This is a genomic window from Paenibacillus sp. TY11, assembly GCF_059772165.1.
Genome location: NZ_JCBAIQ010000005.1, coordinates 1 through 23,755, shown reverse-complemented (window position 1 = coordinate 23,755; position 23,755 = coordinate 1). Strand labels below are relative to the sequence as shown.

General features: G+C 46.7%; 16 protein-coding genes. 2 read left to right on the top strand and 14 right to left on the bottom strand.

What is annotated here, in order from left to right:
* Positions 1 to 153: 153 nt before the first annotated feature.
* Positions 154 to 1,137, bottom strand: coding sequence for a LacI family DNA-binding transcriptional regulator (locus tag AC6EJC_RS06430; RefSeq protein ID WP_444953237.1), 984 nt, complete (start codon positions 1,135 to 1,137; stop codon positions 154 to 156).
* 810 nt (positions 1,138 to 1,947) lie between these two features.
* Here AC6EJC_RS06430 and AC6EJC_RS06425 point away from each other — a divergent pair.
* Positions 1,948 to 2,370 (top strand): GNAT family N-acetyltransferase, encoded by a 423-nt coding sequence (locus AC6EJC_RS06425; RefSeq protein WP_444953236.1) that lies wholly within the window; start codon positions 1,948 to 1,950, stop codon positions 2,368 to 2,370.
* A gap of 81 nt (positions 2,371 to 2,451) precedes the next feature.
* Here the strand turns inward: AC6EJC_RS06425 and AC6EJC_RS06420 are convergent, their stop codons facing one another.
* Together AC6EJC_RS06420 and AC6EJC_RS06415 are read right to left on the bottom strand one after the other, a co-directional pair.
* Entirely contained in the window at positions 2,452 to 2,799 is a 348-nt protein-coding gene (locus AC6EJC_RS06420; protein WP_444953235.1) for a hypothetical protein, read from the bottom strand.
* 15 nt (positions 2,800 to 2,814) lie between these two features.
* Positions 2,815 to 3,027: a hypothetical protein gene (locus AC6EJC_RS06415; RefSeq protein ID WP_498474326.1), complete on the bottom strand. Its 213-nt coding sequence runs from the start codon at positions 3,025 to 3,027 to the stop codon at positions 2,815 to 2,817.
* A 1,504-nt stretch (positions 3,028 to 4,531) separates the two neighbouring features.
* Here AC6EJC_RS06415 and AC6EJC_RS06410 point away from each other — a divergent pair.
* Complete coding sequence (locus AC6EJC_RS06410) at positions 4,532 to 5,836, top strand: pectate lyase family protein (RefSeq protein ID WP_444953233.1); 1,305 nt, start codon at positions 4,532 to 4,534, stop codon at positions 5,834 to 5,836.
* A gap of 182 nt (positions 5,837 to 6,018) precedes the next feature.
* Here the strand turns inward: AC6EJC_RS06410 and AC6EJC_RS06405 are convergent, their stop codons facing one another.
* The 11 genes from AC6EJC_RS06405 to AC6EJC_RS06355 form a co-directional block, all read right to left on the bottom strand.
* Entirely contained in the window at positions 6,019 to 6,339 is a 321-nt protein-coding gene (locus tag AC6EJC_RS06405) for a hypothetical protein (RefSeq protein WP_444953232.1), read from the bottom strand.
* A gap of 1,136 nt (positions 6,340 to 7,475) precedes the next feature.
* Entirely contained in the window at positions 7,476 to 9,548 is a 2,073-nt protein-coding gene (locus tag AC6EJC_RS06400; protein ID WP_444953231.1) for a beta-galactosidase, read from the bottom strand.
* Between the two features lie 132 nt (positions 9,549 to 9,680).
* Positions 9,681 to 12,695, bottom strand: a complete 3,015-nt coding sequence (locus tag AC6EJC_RS06395; protein WP_444953230.1) for a glycoside hydrolase family 2 TIM barrel-domain containing protein — start codon at positions 12,693 to 12,695, stop codon at positions 9,681 to 9,683.
* A gap of 675 nt (positions 12,696 to 13,370) precedes the next feature.
* Positions 13,371 to 15,101, bottom strand: coding sequence for a glycosyl hydrolase 53 family protein (locus AC6EJC_RS06390; protein ID WP_444953229.1), 1,731 nt, complete (start codon positions 15,099 to 15,101; stop codon positions 13,371 to 13,373).
* Positions 15,102 to 15,258: 157 nt separating this feature from the next.
* Entirely contained in the window at positions 15,259 to 15,384 is a 126-nt protein-coding gene (locus AC6EJC_RS06385) for a hypothetical protein (protein ID WP_444953228.1), read from the bottom strand.
* Positions 15,385 to 15,438: 54 nt separating this feature from the next.
* The gene (locus tag AC6EJC_RS06380) at positions 15,439 to 16,968 is read right to left on the bottom strand and encodes an ABC transporter substrate-binding protein (protein WP_444953227.1); all 1,530 of its coding nucleotides are present in this window, start codon (positions 16,966 to 16,968) and stop codon (positions 15,439 to 15,441) included.
* A gap of 76 nt (positions 16,969 to 17,044) precedes the next feature.
* Positions 17,045 to 17,974, bottom strand: coding sequence for a carbohydrate ABC transporter permease (locus AC6EJC_RS06375; protein ID WP_103048577.1), 930 nt, complete (start codon positions 17,972 to 17,974; stop codon positions 17,045 to 17,047).
* Between the two features lie 18 nt (positions 17,975 to 17,992).
* Positions 17,993 to 18,913 carry an ABC transporter permease gene (locus tag AC6EJC_RS06370; RefSeq protein WP_444953226.1) on the bottom strand — a complete coding sequence of 307 codons (921 nt, stop codon included), beginning with the start codon at positions 18,911 to 18,913 and terminating at the stop codon, positions 17,993 to 17,995.
* Positions 18,914 to 19,219: 306 nt separating this feature from the next.
* The gene (locus AC6EJC_RS06365) at positions 19,220 to 20,791 is read right to left on the bottom strand and encodes a response regulator (protein ID WP_444953225.1); all 1,572 of its coding nucleotides are present in this window, start codon (positions 20,789 to 20,791) and stop codon (positions 19,220 to 19,222) included.
* Between the two features lie 113 nt (positions 20,792 to 20,904).
* A complete protein-coding gene (locus tag AC6EJC_RS06360; protein WP_444953224.1) occupies positions 20,905 to 22,626 on the bottom strand; it encodes a sensor histidine kinase in 1,722 nt (573 codons plus the stop codon).
* Positions 22,627 to 23,530: 904 nt separating this feature from the next.
* Positions 23,531 to 23,755, bottom strand: a 225-nt coding sequence (locus tag AC6EJC_RS06355) for an OsmC family protein (RefSeq protein ID WP_444953223.1), incomplete at its 5' end; no start/stop codon positions are given.

Here is a 23,755-nt window from a genome sequence, read left to right as displayed (position 1 = left end):
CCGTATTTACAGATCGATTATATGTCAACCGCTTTCATATGTCAACCGCTTGACATATTTCCGAAAGAAAAAGAGCTCTCCTCTTTGGTTTCAATTACTCTAATAAGGATAGCTCCACCTTATATCACAATGCTGAAAACTATGGAAATTGTATTAAGCTGTACTAGCTTCAATCAGTTTCACTGGTAGATAGGTTTCTCTCGGGACATCACTGAATCCGCCTTCTATTTCTTTAATAAGTAACTCTATGGAAGATCTCGCGATTTCCTGTATTGGTTGCTGAATTGTCGTTAATTCAGGGAGAAGATTGCGGGTTGTTTCTGTTCCGTCATATCCAATTACGCGAATATCTTCAGGAACACGTTTTCCTCTTCTTCTTGCTTTAGCAATAAAAGACGCAGCCACCAAGTCATTACTCGCAAACAATCCATCTACTTCAGGATGTTCATCGAGCAAGCGTTTAATCGGTTCATCGTGATTCTGTTGGTGGAAGGGATCATGTATTTCATAGGTAATTGCCTTTCGACCATACTGCTCCATCACATCTTCATATGCTTTTCTTCTTAAGCTCGCCGGTGTTTCCAATTCAACAGGGCCATTTATGTGTAAGATATGCTTGCACCCCTTTTCAATAAGCAGTTCTGACGCCAGTTTTCCACCCAAATAATTATCCGATCCTACAACTGGGATTGAATCGGATAGGAAGCGATCGATCGCAATGACGGCAATGTTCTTCTGTTCATAATTTACGATACCTCGGTTGTGTGTACCAACGATAATACCGTCAACTTGATTTCGCATAAGCATATCCACATAAGATTCTTCTTTATCCAGCTGATTCAAACTGTTACAAAGCAATAGCTTATAGCCTAATGACGCACAAATATTCTCTATATGAAAAGTCAGCTCTCCGAAAAATGGGTTGCTTGTAGTTGGAATGATTAATCCAATCAGATTTGTTCGTTTACTAAATAATGACCGAGCCACATCATTTGGAAAATAATTCAACTCCTGCATCGCTTTATGAACTTGATCCTTCGTTTCTTGACTGATATAGCCACGATTATTAAGTACGCGAGAAACCGTAGTCGGTGAAACTCCAGCTAATTGTGCAACATCGTTAAGTTTTGGTTTCATTGATTCTCCCTGCCTTCTCTCCATGCCATATCTCTAATTATTTTTTTCATTTTAACATGGTTAAATGGGAAAAAACATGCTTGAGCAATCTTATGGATTATTCTTCAGATTTATCCCCCTATAAGAATCTCTTTGGCGACAGAAGAACGAATAGGATAATACGTAAATATATTGTTAGCTGATGTCTCGTACATCATGCTCTTCATATGTTACAACAACCTTCTAAATTTCTTCTCTGTCCCTCTTAGTGAATTTAGGTTTCAGAAATTTGAGAAGTGTACATCCCGTTCTCATTAAAAAATGTTTTGGATATCTCACTTCAAAGCGAAGCGATCTCTTTGGGGGGTGTTGTCGGATGATACTTAGAATTATCGATAGCATCCCTTTCTTGAAGCCTTGTTTTTTTCGAGGGAGAGTTCTCCCATGCGGTGGTCAAATCGTACTTGGAGGAATGCAGATCCCCCCCTGTCGTGCCCTAATTCACTTTGCAAACATAAAAGCTCGGCTTTCTCTGAACATCATTAATCATTTAATCCCTCATTACTACATTGGGGACATTGAGGATCAATGTAATCATGACGCTTATCATATAAGATATGCAACGAATCCAAGAGGATAGAGATATCAAGAGTAACGAAAAAGATATGCAGACGATGAAATCAAAAAAACTTTGAACCTAGATATTATTTTGATAGAATATTCAGGTAAACAGTGATATCTTCGACTGGACAATTGAATTTAATATTACTCCCTAAGCCGCGGTTGCTCATGAGTTTGCAACTCATCCTAATAATTATGAGGTGAACAGCATTGAATGCAAAAATAGTCATGACTGAGGAAGAACTCAAGGCAGCCTTTCAAATCAGGAAAGCTGTATTTGTCGAAGAACAAGGAATTTCGCACGAAGAAGAATTTGATGCCTATGATCAAGAAGCAGAACATATGGTGATATGGGATCAAGGCCAGCCTGTAGGCGCCAGCAGATGGAGAATCGTAGATGGCATAGCTAAGTTTGAAAGAATATGTGTTGTAGCCAGCCACCGTAAACACGGTGTTGGCAAAATGATCCTTGCATTCCTTGAGCAACATGCCCTAAACAAAGGCTTAAACCAAGCCAAGTTGCATGGACAGACACAAGCGGAACCTTTCTATCATAAACTCGGCTATCAAACTGCCTCTGAGGTTTTCATAGAGGATGAACTTCCTCATGTATTACTGGTCAAACAGCTTTAAGGTCAGTAAAAAAGAGGTTCAGGGGATTTCCTCCTGAGCCTCTTTAACGTATCATCTATTTCGTGTAAGTGACTTACCGTCTTACAATAGGTGCTGTTTACCAGTTAGTGCATCCCATTTGTAGTAGAATCGTCTGTCCGTTGCTCTTGACATTAGAGTACAGGTTCTGTTCATTCCAATAATCCACCTATACATTTTCACAGCCGTATGTCGCAGTAATGAACTCAGCAGGAGTTCGCTGTCGTCCATAAGTTTAAGCAGCATTTCATCCGTGCGGTAGTCAGAAGCACTTGAATGAAGCGTTATAGTAGCATATTGTCCATTGGATGAAAAGGCCAAATTTTCAATCCCCACATCGTCTTTTCCGTTCAATGAAGTAATCTGATGGACTTCCTTAAATTGATATTGGTCCAGATTATAGTCCAGCAATTGTACATATCCTTACTACTCAAGATCGACATCCGATGCATACGAAGAAGCAATCCGGCCTTCCCCCTTAAGACGTTTGGCTTGGGGAATGTCATCCATTGAAAACAGCCTTTCTGTTGTAGAGCCCTTTTTTCTTTCCACAAAATCACTATCCATTTGACTAACCGTCGAGTTGTCAAGTATTTTAATGGATTCGATTTTATAACCGTATCTGTCACCAATTATCACATATCTGGCATCCCGTGTTAAACTGTAAGGGTCTGCTGTGTAGACCCATTGCTCTCGCGTATCTATATGCAATTTGTCGCCCATGGTGCCAGAATCGATTATTTTATAGCTTATTTGGCGCGGATTCAAGCCCATAATTAAAGAGGATAATCCTTGAACAAGCAGACTCAGTGCATAGTCGTAGTTTTTGTAAATCATGGCTTGATTGAATGTTTAACTAATTGTTCTGGCCCTAGATCTTTTGTGGACAAACCAATCCTTGTAAGATTGGCATTCGACTCATCTTTTCTCTTGGTAAGAACATAAATAGAGAGGACGAGTCATTGGACCAGACCGGAAGGCTGTAGTGGTATAAGCCGCTTTTCGGTGTGCTCCCCTCGGTTCTTTCACTAGCTTCAACTCCGCAAAACCTTTTTCACGCGCGATTGACTCCGTCATATGGGTTGTAATCGAACGCTTGGTTTGTGGGTTAACTTTAATTGAGACTATAACATGCTTAAACTGGCTGTTTTTATAACATTAATCAATGATATTTATAACATCTAGTAAGTATAAACGTTACTTTTTCTATAAAATACACTGAGAAAAGTATGTTCCACTGATTGTCACCAATACATAGATGTTAACTGTATATTCACGAGTGGGATTGCCCCCAATAATAAGTAATATTAGTTTTGGACAGCGAATAAATTTATCAGTGAAATTATTTCATTTGACTACGATCAAGCATACTCATTTTAGATGATACATATGGAACAAAGTACTACTCCCTTACATAATATCTTTTTTCCGTGTCCATTCTTCCTAAAGCCAAAATTTCATACCTTCTGTGCCCCATGAAATCTATTCCTACTTTGCTTTGAGTCATTTAATGCATCACTATTACAAACAATAGTGGCTTTCTTAATTGATAGTTGTAATAACCGACTAGATATCCGTCTGTTTCCAAATTTTTCGTAGATAGAGCCCTGTGATAATATTTGATGTATCAAGTTTTCTTCAAACTTAATTTCAAACTCACCTTTTGGAATTTTTATATTTTCAAAAAAATTGAGCAATAGCAAATTGGTTTTGAACTTATGTCCCTGTCCATGGATCCGGACAAGATTTATAACGCTAAATCAAAAACTGCGATTATCGCGGCTCCTTATGAGTATAAGTTTTTCCACTCTGAGAGCAGTCCCTTTATTTATGCACTTTCTGTAATGTGATCTTCATATTTTTTTCTAGATCCGATCTGTGGTTGATTCTAAGGGGCAAACTCCAGTTGCGGCTACCCAATCGTCCGTTACTACGGAGTAATCCCAAGCACTTGGGATAGTAAATACCTACCAACAGCATTAAGTTGATAGGTATTTTTAGTTTTATAGAAAACACAAAATCGACAATAGTGGCTGGTTCATAATCTTTTTGTGCTAAAATAGTTGGAACGAATCTCAAAAAAAGTTAGATTAGGATATATATATAATATCATTAGTATAATAAAAAAGGAGGAATATCCTAAATGGATTTACGAAGCTGTTTGCAACAAGGATGGAAGGTAGGCTTATGTATGTTGTTGATGTGGATATGGATGATGGGGGCTGTAACAGCGGGTGAAGCCGGAGCACAACCGGTGTTCCCGGGAGCCGTGGGATACGGGACTGACACTTCAGCAGGCCGGGGCGGAAAGATAATCAAAGTGACCAACCTGAACAATGATGGGCAAGGCTCATTTCGTGCGGCATTAGAAACCAAGGGACCGCGGATTATTGTATTTGAAGTCGGCGGTGTCATAAATCTAGAAAAGGAGCGTCTTGAGCTAAGAGAACCCTACGTGACCATCGCAGGTCAAACGGCTCCCTCCCCTGGCATTACATTCATCCAGGGAGGTATGCAGATCAGAACGCATGATGTGTTGATGCAGCACGTCCGGTTTCGGATGGGCAACGGTGACAGCACTCAAGGTGCAGGCTTTGAACCAGATGTATCCACTTACGGAGCCTCCGCTTATAACATTGTCATTGACCATTGCTCCTTTTCTTGGGGAGTGGATGAGAACATGTCCTTCTCAGGTCCTCGTACCAGCGGAACCAAGGCGACTACCCACCGTGTAACACTCAGTAATAGTATAATCGCCGAAGGCCTATATAATTCCGTTCATGAGAAGGGCCCCCATTCCATGGGCACGCTCGTTCATGATTACGTCCAGGACGTGGCAGTCATCGGAAACCTTTATGCCCATAACATGGAACGTAATCCGTGGTTCAAAGCATTCTCGACGGGCGTAATTGTTAACAATGTCATTTATAATCCAGGAAAATGGGCAATTCGACTCGGATTCGTGGAGAATGAATGGACGGATACGGGGATCAAACCGGAAGGCCCTAGAGTCAGTATCGTCGGGAATTACATGCGGCATGGAGTAGATACGATTAAAGGGTTAGGCATTGTCGGAACGAACAGTAAAAGCGGCTGGGCTTATCTCAAAGATAATCTTGCTTATGACCGTAATGGCAAGTCAGTCCCGCTGACTTTTGGAGGAATCAAGGAACTTGACAATCCACCTGTTTGGGTTGAAGGACTTGAAGCACTAGCTGCCTCGGAAGTAGTAAAGGAGGTCACTGAGCATGCAGGAGCAAGGCCGGAGGACCGGGATGCAACAGATCAACGAATTATCTCCGATTTTCTAACGGGTCGAGGAAAGATAATTGATAGTCAGGAAGATGTAGGGGGATACCCGGATGTTCCAGCGACCTACCGTGCTTTAAATGTACCTGACCACAGCATTGACGAATGGTTGTATCAATTTTCAATTGAGTTGGAGTAGTCTTTAATGCTCTTCAACAAGATCTAGTACAGTCCAGCATTCTGACTTGGGTACCTCCCAAGATTATAGGTATCTTAATGAAAAGATCTGCTTAATCGTTTTTCGAGTAAATGGTCTCCATATAATGGATAGCCATCTGTAATGATTCGATCCAGTTCATACGGCTAATCACTCCTTGACTTCTATAATAGACACTCTCTAATTCCCACCTTGTACAGCATCTGAATGGCAATATGAGTTGCAGCTTTCTTCTTCAATTGCAAATGGAGCATAATCATTTCGACTAACTGGTTTCTTATGGTGAACAAAGGATTAAGTGAAGTCATTGGTTTTTGGAATATGAAGGAAATTTCTTTCCTTTTTGACTGTTGCATCTCCCAGTCGAGAATCGCCCTGCCTTTGAAATCCAATTGTCCGCGCTGAATTTTCCAGCTTTGCCCAGCAAGTTTAGCAAGCCAATGAAGTAACACTTTTACCACTTCCAGACTCGCCGATATTATCAAGTATCTCCCCCTTGGGCACTGCAAAACTGATATCGTCTACAGGAGTTACATCACCTGAAGAATTATCATAGTTTAGGCTGAGATGACAGACTTATAACAGTAATGGGCATTGTAACCGTTGATGAAGTTCCTCAGTCAGCAGCAGACTCCTGACAAGTATTTCGGTTGGAACTCTGGTTGGAGGAGCTTCTTAGACGGTAACCTCCAGCGTTACCATCATTCTGTTCCACTTGTTCATTTTTTCCAAACTTCTTTAAAACCAATAGGCGCAGTACGTAAATAACTGCGCCGGATAACTTTTTGTGATAGGCATAGGAACGGAAAAAGACGTATATCAACCGATTTATTAGAAAACTACTATTCTACCAAGTGACGTTCTTTGTAGATATCCCGATCATATTCATATTTCGATGGTACTCGGCGGTTTTTCTTACCCAGAATCACAGGGATGGCCTGTTGTTCTTCCAAAAAAGGCCCGGATTGCATTCGTATCGTAAGCCCAGTTGGCTAGACTGTTTCATAGTCAGTTCATGGCTTTAAGCATTTCGCATCCATAGATGGAATCATGCGCCCCGCCTCCGGTCAATTCGAAGCGAAATGGATTGCTTACGCATCCACCACGGGGACGTCCGGTCGCTTGTTTGTTTTCCCCCTTTTAGTGCCTGATCCATGCTGATGAACTCGCATAATCGTGGCATCCATCATCAAAATTTCCTCCCCGCCACAACGTTAACACCTGATCATGTCGATAGCTCTAGAAGTTGTAGTGGGTCAAGAGCCTGGTGGAAATCTTGTAATAAAACTTCCTGCCTTACCTATTGTCATTATATAGCTGTAGCCAGTATGTTGGCCATCTTTTTAATGTTCGGGTTTTAAGGTAAAGCATCTTCCTGCAGGAGCTGATCGGAGAACCAAATTTTTACTATTTGAAATGCTTCAGATTGTATTCTTTTACCCTATGCAGTCATCATCTTTACTAACAAGGCACATTTGCCATCCATTTCCACATAATAGTTCGTAAAGCCGATGCGTCGACCTTCCGGATCTGTACGCCGAGCCTAAGGGTGAAAGGATAGATTCCACCTGTCGATGTTCTTTACCTTGATCATTTGCGTCATACTTGTTGCCTCCCCTTATTACCAGGATTTCGCTTGCCGTTTCAACAAGCGAATGCCGTTTGCACCAAGCTCGACGACATCACCCGCCGCTTCGCCGGTTTCCATATCCGTGTAGGACCGGCCGTCCAATTCGACGCGCTGCGGCATGCCTCCGAAATTCTGGATAAACACGAAGTCGGCCGTTCCGTTCGTCCGCGCCTGCGCCGTAACGCCATGAGGAAGCTTTGTATCGATTACCCGCTCCAGGCCGGCCTCTTCAGCCAATTGGCCATAGAATGCGTCCAGGAAATCGTCCTTGAAGCGGGTCGCCATGTAATAGGCGCGGCCTTTGCCCAGTCGGTTCACCGTCAGTGCGGGACGGCCTGCATAGAAACTGTCCGTGTAGACGCCAAGCACTTCCGCACCCTCCGTATGGATCAGCTCGCAAAGTTCATGCGATTCAAATGTTCCTGCCAGCCCGAGTGGATTGTCCGCCGCCAATACGACGCCGTTGCGATCATGGTCGTACAAGCCCTCGATCTCCTCCGCCCAAATGCCAAGCGTGTTGCGTAGCGGTCCCGGGAAACCCCCGAGGTGGCAAAGATCATGCTCGTCGACGATGCCGGACCAGTACGTCGCGACCAGCGTCCCCCCATTCTCGACGAAAAGTTCTAGCTTCTTCCCCGTTTCCTCCCGGCACAAATATAGCATGGGCGCGACGATCAGCTTGTACGGCGTGAAGTCGTCCTCGGAGCCGATGACGTCGGTTGGCACGCCGTGAGACCACAGCGCGCGGTGCTGAGCGTACGCGGTCTCTTCGTAATGGAGACCCATGTTGCGCGGCCCTTGTGCATCCTTGATTGCCCAACGGTTATCCCAATCGAACAGGATTGCCGCTTGCGCGGGCGTCGAAGTCCCAACGACCTCGCTCAATCTCGCCAGCGTCTGGCTAAGCTCCGTGACATCGCGGAAGACGCGCGTATGCTCGTGACCGACATGGTCCACGACCGCGCCGTGGAATTTCTCGCTGGAGCCGCGGCTTTTGCGCCATTGGAAGTATTGGACGGAATCCGAGCCGTGCGACACGGCTTGCAACGAAGACAGTTTGTGCATACCCGGCTGCTTTAGCTTGCTGACCGGCTGCCAGTTGGTCAGGCTCGGCGTGCTTTCCATCAGCAGGAACGGCCGCCCCTTGATAGAACGAAACAGGTCGTGATAGAACGCGACGAATGCTCCCAGTTTGGCGTTGTCTTGATGCTCATGCCACGTCGGGTAAGCGTCCCAGGAAATGATGTCGAGCAAATCTCCGAATTTACGGTAGTCCAAACCCTCGAACATATGCATGTTTGTCGTGACCGGCAACGCTGACCCTGCTTTCCGTATCGCTTCGATCTCGTACCGGCAGAAATCGATCGTTTGGTCCGTCACGAAGCGGCGCCAGTCGAGATTCTGGCCGTGTACTGCGGATTCGCCATGCGGAGCAGGGGATTCGATCTGCCCCCAATCGAGGTACGTATGCGCCCAGAACGTCGACCACCACGCATGGTTTAACACCTCAAGCGTGCCGTATTTATTTTTCAACCACTCCCGGAAGGCGTCTTGGCAATAGTCGCAATGACAATCACCGCCGAATTCGTTGGAAATATGCCATCCTACGACCGCCGGATGGTCGCCGTAACGCTCCGCCAGCTTCCGGTTGATGATGGAAGTCTTCTCGCGGTAAACCGGTGATGTATAGCAGTGATTGTGACGCATGCCGTGCAGGTTGCGGATGCGATTCGCTTCGACCCGCCGAACCTCAGGATACTTCTCCGACATCCAAGCCGGACGTGCGCCGCTCGGCGTCGCCAGCCAAGCATAAATACCGTTCGCTTCAAAGCGCTCGAGCATCTGGTCCAGCCAATCGAAGGTAAACGTGCCTTCCGTCGGTTCGAGCGCGGCCCATGCGAATATGCCGATCGACATGACGTTGCAGCCGGAAAGCTTCATCAGACGGATATCTTCTTCGAGCACCTCCGGATAACGAAGCCATTGATCTGGATTGTAATCAGCGCCGTGCATCATGACGGGAAGCTTGTCGCTGACGGGTGGGAATACTTGCGTGTTCTTCATAGCGTCTATCTCTCCTCGTGTAATGGTGAACTATGGACAAAATCGGGCATCTACCTGCAAAAATGCAGCTAGATCTTGGAATCAAACGAATCCGTTTGAACTTATCGTATTTGTGCTGCTGGGCAGGAATAGCTACTCATCTGCTTTAAACACCGGAATGATGAACAAACCAAATTCAATTTCCTTTTCATCCAGACGATATGGCTGGAGCAGCTCCGGACCGCAAGAGTTCGATCCAATCCCACTCATCTTGTAATCAAGATGGATAAACGTTTCTTTACGCTTAGTAAGCTCATGGAGATGCCCCGCAGCCGCAAGATCGTCCATGCCGTAATGCCCTGCATTGAACGAGAAGGCCTCATCCCCTTTGAAACGAAGGCCCATGCCTAGTGCATTGGATACAGTGACCCATTCTGTTCCGAATCGTGAGCCATTTTCTTGCGGTTTAATGTAAGGAACAAACATCTCATCGACTGTCGTCAGGTAATGCCCTTTCTTTACGCTTCGACGTTTGTCCATATAGCTCTCGTGCGGGCCGAGTCCGAAGTATTCTACTTCCTCCATGCCGGCAGGCATCGTGAGTTGAAGCCCGAAGCGAGGCAAATACAACAGGTCCTCCTTCACGTTCGCTTTTACGCATAGCGCGATTTCCCCCGTCGCCAACACTGTCCATTCGGCGTTTCCTGAGAGAATGGTCGGTACGCTATGGCCGCCCAATGAGAAGGGGACTTGAATGGTGACCGAACCGACTTCCTCCTGCTTCCAATCCACGCGATACACCTTCGTGACCGCCCGATCAAATCCGGCCTCAAGCCACTTTTCTTTCACAAAGCGGTCGTTATCAGTTGGCGCACGCCATACGGAGAAGGCAACCGCTTCTTGAATAAGCGGCACGCCGTGCCGGGAAATCGCCGTGAATGCTCCCTTGCATAAATCGAAGTGATGGACGAAATCGAAGCCTTTGATCGTCAGCATCCCATCCTCCTCCCGCGCCAAGATGCCGGGCCGGTCAACGGCAACGACGTCTACTTTCTTTCGGATGACGGGTAGCTCGAATTGCTCAAACGCAATTTCGTGCCCCAAATCGCCCCATGACGTCTCGCGGTTCAATCGGTATGAGATCGTCAGGAAATAACGGCTCTCCGACTCCTTAGGCCAGCATACCGGGATCGATATCGTTTCCGTTGCGTGCGGCGGCGTCGACAGCCCTTCGAGCAGGCCTTGTCCCGCGACTTGGCCGTCCTTCTCGACCTTCCAATGGAAGATGACGTGGGACAAGTCGATGAAGTCGTATAGATTCGTGACATCGAGCTTTCCTTCCTCAAGCGCCTTTGCTTCCACGCGAATTGGAGCGATGACTTGCTTCAGCTCGAGCAGACCGGTATGCGGAACGCGGTCCGGCGACACGAGTCCGTCAATGCAGAAATTTCCGTCATTTGGCCGATCCCCGAAGTCGCCTCCGTAGCCGAAGAAAGGTGTGCCGTCCTCCGTCCGCGTCAAAATCCCGTGATCGCACCATTCCCAGACGCAGCCGCCCATCAGCTTTGGGTATTTATATATGACGTCCCAGTAATCCTTCAAATCCCCGGGGCCATTGCCCATCGCATGGCTGTACTCGCATAAGAAGAGCGGCATCGTAGCCGTTTCGTCCTTCGCATAATTCTCAATATACTCGATCGATTCGTACATATGGCTATCCATGTCCAAACACCTCGTTTCGGTGCTGCCTTGATGGCGTGGTGCGGCGCCTTCGTAGTGAATCGGACGGGATGGATCGCGCACTTTCGCCCACTCCGCCATCGCGATATGATTGGCGTCGAAACCAGATTCATTCCCCATCGACCAAATGATGACGGACGGGTGGTTTTTATCCCGTTCGATCATCCGTTCCGCGCGTTCGACAAAGCTGTCCCGCCAGGCTGGATTCTTCGTCAAGGCATGGTAGGTTCCCGTCGCGGGCAGCACCCCATGGCATTCCAAGTCCGCCTCGTCGATGACGTAAAATCCGTATTCGTCGCAAAGCTCCAAAAATTTCGAGTCGTTGGGATAATGTGAAGACCGAATCGTGTTGATGTTATACCGCTTCATTAAGACAAGGTCTTGAACCATGTGGGGAACGGGAATGGTCTGTCCCAGCTCGGGATGAGAGTCATGCCGATTGACCCCTTTTAGCTTAACGGCCTGTCCATTAATCCGAAAGACACCGTCCTTGATTTCGATTTTGCGGAAGCCTACCTGGAATCGGAGGACTTCTTGTCCGGAGTATACGAGTAACTGGTACAAATAAGGACACTCCGCGTTCCACAGCACCGGCGCTTCGACATGGAACGCTAGCATACCCTTCCCGTCGATTGCCGCCGATTGGAAGCCGACCTGCTTACCGGCCGTGTCAAGTAGTTCCGCTTTTACGCCAACAGGGCCAATCGCCTCGATTTCGCAGCGCAGCACGGCCCAGCTGAAATCACTCGCCAACTCTTGCTTGTTGTAGACATCCCGAATGTAATGCGAATCGCGTGCGAGCAAATAGACGTCCCGGAAAATACCCGAAAATCGCCAAACGTCCTGATCCTCTATATACGAACCATCACACCATTTTAAGACCATGACAGTAACCCGGTTCGATCCCGTTCGCAAGACGCCCGTCAGATCGAACTCCGCCGGCATCCGGCTTCCTTGACTGTAGCCGACAAACCGGCCGTTGACCCATAGGTAAAAACATGAGTTCACGCCCTCGAACACGATGAACGGCTTCTTCTTCTCCCAGCTAACCGGCACATTGAAGTCCCTGACATAGACCCCTGCCGGATTGTCGTCCGGCACATACGGCGGATTATACGGAAAAGGATAGTGGATGTTCGTATAATGCAGCTGGTCGTATCCGTTCACTTGCCAGCAGGAAGGTACAAGAAGATCGTCCCATCCGCCGACATCTGCCCTTTCCTCATAAAACCCGTTTTCAACCCCCTGTACACTGGCATAATAGCGGAATTTCCAGCTGCCATTCAGCGTTTGGTAAAAGGGAGATCGCCCTCGCTTCCCCTCCATCGCCCGCCGCGTATCCCCATATGGAATAAAATACGCCCTGGATTCCTCGCGATTGATTTGCCTTACACCCAAGTCCTCCCAATACGTCTCGATCTTAACCATAATCATCCACGCCCTTTCGTCCTTTACGCTCACCACTCGTCCACGCTTCGTCCTTGTAATCGATACTTGCTTTGTTATAATGAATGCCTATTGATCTACTTGCAGGCAAGCAGTCAAAGCGATCGGTATGGAGTGACTGCGGTGAGCTAGCGCCATGTCGTAAGCCTCTGCCGTCGATACGATTTTATTGTATTCGGTAACTCATCCAGCATGATTGAAATGCGGCAGGATGATATCGACGGAAAACCCAGCAGAAACATCTGATACCCGATCACGATAGGCTCAGCGTGAGCATTAGAAGCAGGGTTTCATTCTTCCTCACTCCAAATCTGTGCAGGTTCATGCTCTCCCTCTCCTCTCTCCGCTATGTATCCATTATAGGATAGCGTAATGGGTCTCGAGAATTTAGCCTAGCAACAATAACCCATACTTTTTCACCGATCTGTCGAACCATGTATTTTCCCTCAGAGCAAAAAACAGAGAACCCCGTTCATGATTCAACCGGGGTCTCGCTCACACATGCAGCTATTCAAATCTTGTGCCTCTTGCTCGTAAAAAGTCCCTTTCGAATAGTATGAGTCAAAACGAAAGAAACGGGTCCCCATTCCAAGGAATGGGGACCCGTTTTTCCAATAACTTAATTTCGATGTCTTTAGCTTAGATCCAAAGATCTTGTTACTTTACAGCATCGGCTTTCTTAATAAGTTTGAAGTCATCAATGTTTCCCCACTGCCCGCCGGGAAATTTTAGATGGGCGCCAATAGTCAGAGTTCCATTTGTAACTACAATATTATCTATTGTTGGATTAGACCATTGTCCGGTATTTGTAAAATTCTTCCTCTTACCTCCGGCAAAAATCTCAGATATCTCTTCTTCTCCTCCGCCGTAGACCCAAGCAGATAATTGATAGGTGCCATTTTTAATCCCTGTGATAGTTTGGGAAACTTTGAATTCTGTGGCTGTTGATCTCCAATAGTGTAATGCTAATGTGCCGGAGTGTACGTCAATATCTGTACTAACCGCGTCTGTATCCCCAGTAACCTTCCACGGTTTTAATCCCATCTCAAAGCCAGGATTTTGAATCATACTTGTGCTTGGCACCACAGTAACTTTGGAAGAGTCAGTAAAACCCCCATCATATGAAACCACCGATATGGTTGCTGTCCCAACAGCAAGTCCGGAAATAGTCCCATTATACGGATGTACCTTTACAATATCAGGATTTGAGCTTGTAAAAGTAATTCCTTTATAGGTTGCATTAGCAGGATTGATGATAGCATTTAGCTTACTAGTAGCACCTACTTCAATCGATTCCGTGTGCTTATCCAGAGCTAAAGATTGCACAGGATACCGATTATTTTCAACAGCACCGTCAATAAATGCATCTAATGCCAATGAGGGCGTACCGTCCGGGTCCCATGCAGATTTAGAATACCCAAAATAATTCCCCTCAGGTGCCCAATAAAATACACCCGTTCCCAAATCGTTCGAAGCTGCATGTAATTTATTTTGAACATTTACAAGCATGTTATAAACACTATCAGCATCCTTGGCAACTTCCCCCCCGACTTCAACAATCATGACTTCCTTCCTATATTTTTCTGCGAGTTTATTCATGTTTTCAGTTAATTCATTAATTGAGGAAGTAAAGACCGAATCCGGATAATAAGATAAGCCAATGATATCATAATCGCTATCTTTAAGACCGGCTGCAACCAGACCGGCATAAAACGGTTCAACGCCATTTTCTGCTCCGCCTGCTCTATGGATGATAACCTTAATCTCAGGAAAAACCGCTTTGGCTGCGCTCGATCCGGCTTGAATCAGTTGAACGAGGTTGGACGTATTGCTATACTCCCCCAACGGATGCATCATTCCATTATTAATTTCATTTCCGATTTGTACCCACTCTGGTGTTACGCCTGCTACTTTTAGAGCATTCATCACCTCAGAAGTGTATTCCGATACATGTACTTTTAATTGATCTAAATTATCGTTGGCCCATGCTTTAGGTGTTATCTGTTTTCCCGGGTCAGCCCAAGTATCACTGTAGTGTAAATCAAACATAACTCTAAATCCGAAAGCGCTTACACGAGAGGCTAATGCAACTACTTCTTCTGTACTGCAATGACCATTGGAAGGATCATCAGACGGATCAACAAAGGCCCGTATTCTTATGGAATCAATTCCGTGATCCTTTAAAATCTGAAGAAGATCTTGCTCTTCCCCATTATCATTATAGAATTTATAACCCAGGGCCTCTAATTGTGGCAGCCAGCTGATATCTGCGCCTTTGGCGAACGAGTCAGGGATAGATGAAGCGCTTACCTTTATCGGTAAGATAAAGGCTGTCATGGATATAATCATTGCAAACGTAAGAATCATAGCAATTATTCTATTTATCATTGTACTACCTCCTTGTTTTATTTGCATCAGTACATCTGTATTGAAGCGCTTTCAAAAACCTCTATGGATCACATCCCGTCCCACGCCAACTGGATCGTCCGTATCGGATTTCAGAATCCGCCGATTCGGGTAGTTCCAAATCCGCAACTTGATCAACTCACGCGCTCCGCTTTAATCGCAGCATGTCGTCCTGCACCCAGTCTTCGCAAAACGTACCTCCTGCCGCTTCGATTTCGTCCACAAACGAGGTATCTATCCCTTTTAAAAATTCGAAAGTTGCCATTGCTGTACCCGCCTTTCGTTGAAAAAAGAAAGAGGGAATGACTCCCCCTTTACATTATTTCCCTGATAAGAAGGCGTCGATCTGGCTTTGCAGTTCCGCTTGCACTTTGTCGATGCCTGCAACTTTAAGTTGTTTGATCAACTCGGCTTGACCCTTCTCCAAATCCGGAACCAGGCCGTACTCTAACGGAACGCCGTATCGTAACATCACGTTGCCGATGCTAGCCATTTCATTCTTTACCTTCTGGTCGTCGAACACGAACGTCTCAAGCGGATAGTGATAAACTTTCTTCTTCCAGTCAGCTTCCATATTCGTCGCTTCCTGAGGGTAGGAAGCATCCGTCCGATTAAGTGCCGAATTCCACCCCCAGTAAGAGAAGCCGGTGAAATTCGCTTGGCTCGCGCCTGGTTTAAACTTGTCGTCGCCGACCGGCTCGTAGTGCTTGCCTGCGATGCCGTACATCGTTAAATCATGAATTTGCTTGTCGTTCTGCAATAGGTCGATCACCATTAGGGAACGCTCTACATGCTTGGTCGTCGCATGAACCGCCATGCCATTCTGCGTCGAGATGGAAGCCGTCTTCTTCTGATTCGGGGTGAGGTCGGCGATAGCCATGTCGGCATCAGGAAGCGTACGACGAGCCTCGGCCAAATCGAAGCCCACAGATCCGAGATTACGTTTGTACGATGCGGCCTTGCCAGCCTTCATTTCCTGCCAAACGTCGTTCTTGCTGTTGACAACGTTCTTGGACCAACCACCGTTATCGGCCAAGTCTTTATAATAAATGAGCAATTTTTTGAATTCCGACGTATCATAAACGTTAAAAACTTTACCTGTTGCATCGTCGAGCTTATAAGCGAACGGGATGTTCGGATCTACGAGTTTCCATTCGTTATACTGCTCGAGCAGCACATTATCCAGCTCGTTCCATTTATACCCTCCGCCTGCCGCTGCGGCGAAGCCGCTCATCCCTTTTTCGTTCTTCGAAATCGTCTTCGCGTAGGCGGCAAACGTCTCGGGACTGGTGACTGGCTCAAGATTGTACTTCTTGCGTAAGTCCTCACGAATCAGCAGAACTTTGTCCATAATTTCTTGGTTGTTGTTCGGCACCATGTACAGCTTGCCCTTAATCTTCGCCTGGTCCCAAGAGAGCTTCGGCATCGCTTTCCATGTCATAGGTGCATAGGACTTCAGCAGTTCGTCGGTCAGTTCGTAGAAGCCACCATTTAGCGCCTGATTGGAATAGAATGCCCAGTTCGCCGTGTACACCAAGTCGAAATCATCTTTCGCTGCGAACCTGAGTGGATATTTCTGCGACCAATCGGACCAGTCGAGGAATTCGACATCGACTGTCGTGTTGATCTTCTTCTTCAGCAGTTTGTTCACCTCACCGAACACTTCGTCGTAATCCGCCGGCTTGGCGCCCAGCAGCAGCATTTTCAGTTTAACCGTGCCGTCGTTCGCGCCGTCTGTACCGTTCCCCTCCCCTGAATTTCCATTTTTTCCACCGCATGCGCTAATTAGCGTACTAAGCAACAACACGATGACAAGAAGCAACATGGCATTCCTCTTCTTATGTTTCATGATCCATACTCCCCCTAATTCAGATAATGGCGTTGACGTGAACGGACATGCTATCGATAACCAAGTTGCCCTGAGATCATCCTTTCACTGAACCGACAGTCAAGCCTTTGACGAAAAAGCGCTGAATGAACGGATACGCGATTAGGATGGGTCCTGTCGCTACAATCGTCATCGCCATCTTCAAGCTTTCGGTCGGGATATTTAAATTGACAACCGCCCCCGATTCCATCATCGCCTTGCGCATGCCGTCCATATTCCCAAGCATGCGATAAAGATAGTACTGCAGCGGCATCAAATTCTCTTGCGAGATAAAGAGCAGCGGGTTATACCAATCGTTCCAGTAACCAAGCGCGATGAACAATCCTATGGTCGCCAGTGCCGGCTTCGACAAAGGGATGATCAGCTCGATAAAGATCCTGAAATCGCCCGCTCCGTCGATTTTAGCGGATTCTGTAATCGCTTCCGGGATATTGCCCATGAACGTCTTCATGACAATGATGTAGAACACATTCATCAATAAGGGAAGAATCAATACCAGAAAAGTATCCTTTAGGTGCAAGTATTCAACGACGAGCAAATACCAGGGGACAAGCCCACCGTTGAACAGTGTCGTAAAGAAGAAGTAGAACGAGAAGGTTCCTCGCCATTTGAAATCCTTCCTAGCCAGAACATAGGCCGTCATTGCGGTCAAAAACAGCCCGACCAGCGTCCCGATGGCGGTCACCCCGATCGTGACGGCGTAAGCCTGGATCATCTGTGAGGGATATTTGAACAGAATACTATACGCTTCGATCGAGAAGACCGTCGGGAACAACTGAAAGCCATTCTCAATAATGCTCTTCTCCTCTGTCAACGAGGAGGACACGATCAAAATAAAAGGCAAGATGCAGAATAAAGCCAGAATAGTAAGCGAGACGTAGCCGATAATATTGAGCAATACACGATCGGCAGACACGCGTTTTCTGCCTACCGCTTGGGCGACTGGGCTCGTATTTATCGTAGACATGGGCATTCCCTCCTTCTCTTAGAATAATGCACGGTCTTTATCGTATTTGCGAACCGCGTAGTTGGCAATCATGATGGTCACGAAGCCAAGCAACGATTGGTAGAAGCCCGCTGCGGCCGACATGCCGATCTCATTTGAGCTCATCAGCAGGCGGAAGACAAACGTATCGATGACATCCGTATTTGAGAATAAGAGACCGTTGTTGCCGATCATGTTGTAGAACATCCCGAAATCCCCACGAAAAATATTGCCGATCGCCAGCAACACCAGGATAATCATTGTTGGATACAGGTTTGGAACAGTAATTTTAAGGATTCTCTGGAATATGTTGGCTCCATCGATTTCCGCCGCCTCGTACATCTCGGTATCGATGCTCGTGATGGTAGCCAGATACATGATCGTCCCGTAACCAAACGCCTTCCATGTGGATACGATGACCAGAATGAACGGCCAATACGCGGGGGTATTGTAAATGTCGATCGGCTCCATGCCCAGCTTCGTCAACATCGCGTTAATAAACCCGAAGTCGTAGCTAAATAAGTTGAATGCAATGGCGCCGACGACAACCCACGAGATGAAGTAAGGCAGGAAAAACACCGTTTGAGTCAACTTTCGAAACCACTTCCCCCCCACCTCGAACAGCAGGATCGCGGCAAAGATTTGCACTACGTTGTTCACGACAATGAACGCGATATTGTAAAGCGCGGTGTTGCGTGTTACGCGCCAGGCGTCACCTGACTCGAAAAGAAACCGGAAATTATCGAGACCATTCCAGGGGCTCCCGAATACACCGCCGTCGAAGTTGAATTGCTTGAACGCCAATACGATTCCCGCCATAGGCACGTAGGCGAACAGAAAAATAAAAAGTACGCCTGGCGTGAGCATCAGTAGCAGGGTTTTATACTTCCTGACATCGCTCCAAAATCCATGCAGGTTCATATGCTCCCTCTCCTCTCTCCTCTTTGTCCCCATTATAGGCGAGCGTTATAGGCCTTGAAAATTTAGCCAAGCAACAAAAAACTATACTTTTTCACCGATCTGTCGAAACGTTGCCGTTTCCCTCCATGAAAAACTACACTGCCCCATTGATTAACAAGGCCGGCTGGAACCAAACAACAGAGATTTTAAAAGAAGCATAATTATCTAATAAACATTCAAAATAAGGTCAGTGAGTTCATTGATCAGGCGTAGAAAAAAAGACCCTCGGTCATGATTCGACCGGGACCTCAATCACACATATAGCTATCAAATTTTGTGCTTTTTGCGGTATTCGCCCGGCGTCATGCCCATTGCTTGCTTGAACTTCCGGTTGAAATAAATTATATTCTTATAGCCCATCTGATCAGCGATTTCATAAATTTTCTTCGTCGGGTCTTCAAGCAGCTCGCACACACGATCCGTCTTTAGGCCGATCAAGTAATCGCTGAAATGTGTGCCCGTCTCCTCTTTGAATAACTGGCCCAAATAGTTCGCAGTAAAATCTAAATGCGCCGCGACTTCCTTAAGCGTAATTTTCTTCTCCAGGTTATTCTCCACGTATCGCATGATTTCTTCAATTAGTTTGCGCATCTGCCTTTGTCCCTTGATGTACAGCATCTCAGACAGCTCGAAGAATCCCCTGCGAAGCCAAGACAGAATGTCATGCACCGTCTCGAATTGAAATAGTACGTCTGGTTGGCGCGATTCCCATTCCAGCAGCTCGTATAAATTTTCTTTTCGCTGCTGAAGATCGGCATGCAGCTTGGACGTCATGCGTATGATAAGCGCGTACACGCCTTCCTTGCCAGTCAGTGTCACATCCTGTTGAAGCAACTCCATCAAACAGTCGTCAATTGTGACTAGGTCGTAGTCCAAGATCGCTTCGAGCATTCGATTGACCTTCTCTTCCATGCACTTGCCCGGCGTATTTTGAGGATGCGCCTCGATCACTCCTTGAATGATTCGATTTTTGCCGAGCAGCCATTTGGCGCCAAGCGCCGCCAGCGCCTGTCGAAAAGACTCGTGGAGTTCCGTCTCGTTGGATGCGTAACGACCGACGCCGATCGTGACCGTGCGAGAAGTGCTTCGATTCACATGTTCGACAAGCTCCTTAAGCAAGCTATTGAACCTAGACTCCGGCACGGCTGCAAGAATCACGAATCGGTTTCCCTGCCCCTCGATGACGGTACCGAACCTGATGTCCGCTGCAAATGTCTTGATCGTCCGGCTGATCTTTCGAATCTCTGCGCGTTGCTCTTCCGGCGGAAGGTTGCGCATCTTCCATTCTAAGTCGTCAATTTCCACGATCGCCACGGACGTGCCCTTCTCCAAATAATGCGCAAGCACGCCACTAACGTGCGATGTGGCCGGCGCGGGCGTTCGTTCCTCAAACCACCGTAGGAGTAGCTCTTCGTTCACGAGCGACAGGGTTTCCGTAAAGGAACGATCTTGCTCCAGTTCTTGCTCAATTTTCGCGACCTGCTCCGTCAGTATGCGAAATAATTCTTGGTCTTCGACCGGCTTCAGCAAATACCCTGAAGCATTGATCTCGATCGCTTCCTTGGCGTAGCCGAAATCCTCGTGGCCGCTAATAAATACGATCTTAACCTTCGGATGGATCGTCTTGACCTTCCGGGCGAATTCGGTTCCTGTCATGATCGGCATTCGAATGTCCGATAAGATCAAGTCGATCGGTTCGGATTCCATGAGCTTCAATGCCTGAAAACCGCTATGGGCCGTGCCCGCCACGCGGACATTCAGCCCACTCTCGAGGACGCGTCGGCGTAGCCATTCGAGGTCGACCACTTCATCATCAACTAGCAACAGATTAACACTCATGTACATGCCTCCGATCGTTTCACTCATTTACGCACTATGCCTGAATGTATCATACCTTTTCCCCCCGAAGGACAACATGGCGGTCTTCAATGAAAACGGATACAAATTCACGGTTACTGCCGTGGTTCGCCGCCCTGCCCATCCTGATGCCCAGCCGGGAGTAGAATCCGAATCGTCGTTCCTCCTCCATAAATACTTGCGATCTGGACGCCGTAAGGATCTCCATATAACAGTTTGATGCGCTCGTCGACGTTTTTGACACCGTAACCGCCCTCTTGCCTCGAGTTGTTTAACAATCGCTCCACCGTATGGGGTTTCATGCCAATGCCGTTGTCGATGACCTTCAGCTCGATAAGATCGCCAATACGACACGCCTTAATCAGGATCGCGATAGAATCTCCGAACCAAGCGTGCTTAAAGACGTTCTCCACGAAGGGTTGCAGGGTCAGCTTGATGACCGGCACCTGCAGAATATCGGGCTCGACATCGACATGCACCGTAAACGTGTCCGCATATTTTACCCTTTGGATCGCAAGATAGGTCGTCACTTGTTCCAGCTCTTTCTCCAGCTCAATGCAGACACGGCCTTGGTTGAGGGTGAGACGGTAAAAACGGGAGAGCCCTTGCACCATCTCCGTCACCTTGTCTGTCTCTCCGAGATTCGCCAAGCTTCCGATCGTCGACAGCGTGTTATAGAGGAAATGAGGATTGATCTGTGCTTGCAAGGCCTCCAGCTCAGCTTGTTTCTTTTGGATGCCTTCGATATAGACGCTATCGATCAATTTTTGGATACTACTGGCCATCACGTTGAACGCATCGGCGATTTGTACAAACTCGTCATTGCCGGAGAATTGTATCCGCTTTAGAAAATTCCCTTCCTGGAACGAACGAACAAGGTTGACGATCCTCGACATCCTACGCCCGGAAAGGCGGGCGACGATATAGCCAATGAAGGCCATGACAACAAAGCTAATGGCACATACGGTGATGATGATTCGCTGTAACCTACCCGCATCCTTTGACAAGTAGGAATTGGGCACCAGCGTCTCGATTACGAAATCAGTACCCGGGATCTCTTCCAGGAGGCTTAGATACGCTTCGCGCGAGGCGTTCTGTTCGGCCATTCCTCGATGGTAAAGCGATATGCCAGTGGAACGGTCGACCAGACGTAGCGTAATCCCTTCTTCGAGCGGAAAGGCCACGAAATCGCCCAACAGGTCTTCGAGTGACACGGTGATACGCACATAGCCGATTTCGGTCTTATAATCGGCATACGATACCAAACGGCGAAAATGTGATATATTACCAAGTTTACTGTCGGTATCGATTTGCAGCCAGATGTTGTCCCGTTCCGTGGCTTGAAGCGAACGAAACCACTCGGAATGGGAAATCTCACCGAACGGCAGGATATAATAATCGTTTTGCGCGATCGGCTCCGAGAGGTTATCGCCACTCACAATGCTCAAATCGCTGTTCAGTGTGTAAAGCATAAGGCGAATATCGTTCCCAGATAGCTGCAGCGGCGCTGTCATCTGCGGGATGATCTCATCCATCATCGTCCAGTAAATGTCCAGCGGGTTTCCCTTCTTCTGAATGGCTTGCTGGAACGCCAAGCTGCCAAATAGCGTATCGGATATGCGCTGAATTCCGTCCATCTGGTAAAGAATATTGTTCCTTGTCTGCTCCATGCCAGTCCGAATATTCGTCTCGGCCATCTCTGTCCGTGATTGAACAAGCATCGAATACGAAATATAGCCGATCAACACGTCCGTAAGCAACACTAGCAGCAAGTAGGGGACCATCATTTTATAGGTAAAAGGCACATATGATTTCACCGGTAAGTTCCTTTCCCATTCCTCGTTCTAATAATAAATCTGGCCATGTTCTAACCACAAGCATTTCGATTCCGTAATCGCTGGTTTCGCCAGATAATCCTGACCTCTCCTCTTAAATGAAGAACGGTCTTTAGAACTATAGAGATATTCTTGTAAAGATCTTTAGGGTTTGCTGAACGGATCGCATATTACAACGTTACCGGCAAGCGATTTGTGAAGGTCAACCAAAGCCATTATATAAAGCGACAAAAAGAGAACCCGAAGTCTCTTTTCGAGTTTCCTCACCAGCAGTTGCAGGCCAATGTCGGTCTTTCTGGTCTTTTGAATGTGTGTTTGAATACGGCCAAGCCCATAGCTGCACTTGCTGCTTCTTGCGTTTGGTTCGTATTTACTCTTCTTCCCACGTGCCTCTCGGTAAGCGTTATAACCCTGAAGCCCACATCTATACATTCTTACTGCGATAATGTATTTTATAGGTTATCTGCTACTAACATATGATATTAAGTTATCTATTACGGATTTAGGTTCATCTGCCGAATAATTAAAACCTACTCCAGAGCTTCTCCTATAGTATAAAGAGAAACCCCCTGTTCTTTTGGTAGGCCACAGATCTCCCCATAATGGCAAGAAAGAGACCGGTTCAATTGAAGCTTGATTCATCAAAATTGTACTTCATCTGTTTTCTCCCACTGTAGAATAGTTCGTACATCGGTCTGTCGGCTGTTTTAAATATACTAACTACTGACGTATGTAGGGCGTTTGGCAAAAGGGACCACACATGTCCTTAGCCACAAGGGAAAACGAAAGCACCCTGATCCTAATATTATAAAAAAAGTAGACATTATGCTATGTGTTCCTCGCATAATGTCTACTTTTCTAGCAAAACAATCAAGTATTCATGGTTTTAATTGTTAAGTGTATACGTCGAATTCACTTTAACGTTTCTTTCAATGGTGTTTCTCACAGGTGATAGTTTTATGGCTTGTGCAACCAATTCTTCAACCTGCGTTTCATCTGCGTCACTGTCCACATTGAAACGAACGTTTATTTCATCAAAGCCAGAATTCCCCTCTTTTAAGCCAAAGAAAACGTTCAGATCTATTTCGCCAGTAACATCAACGTCCAACGA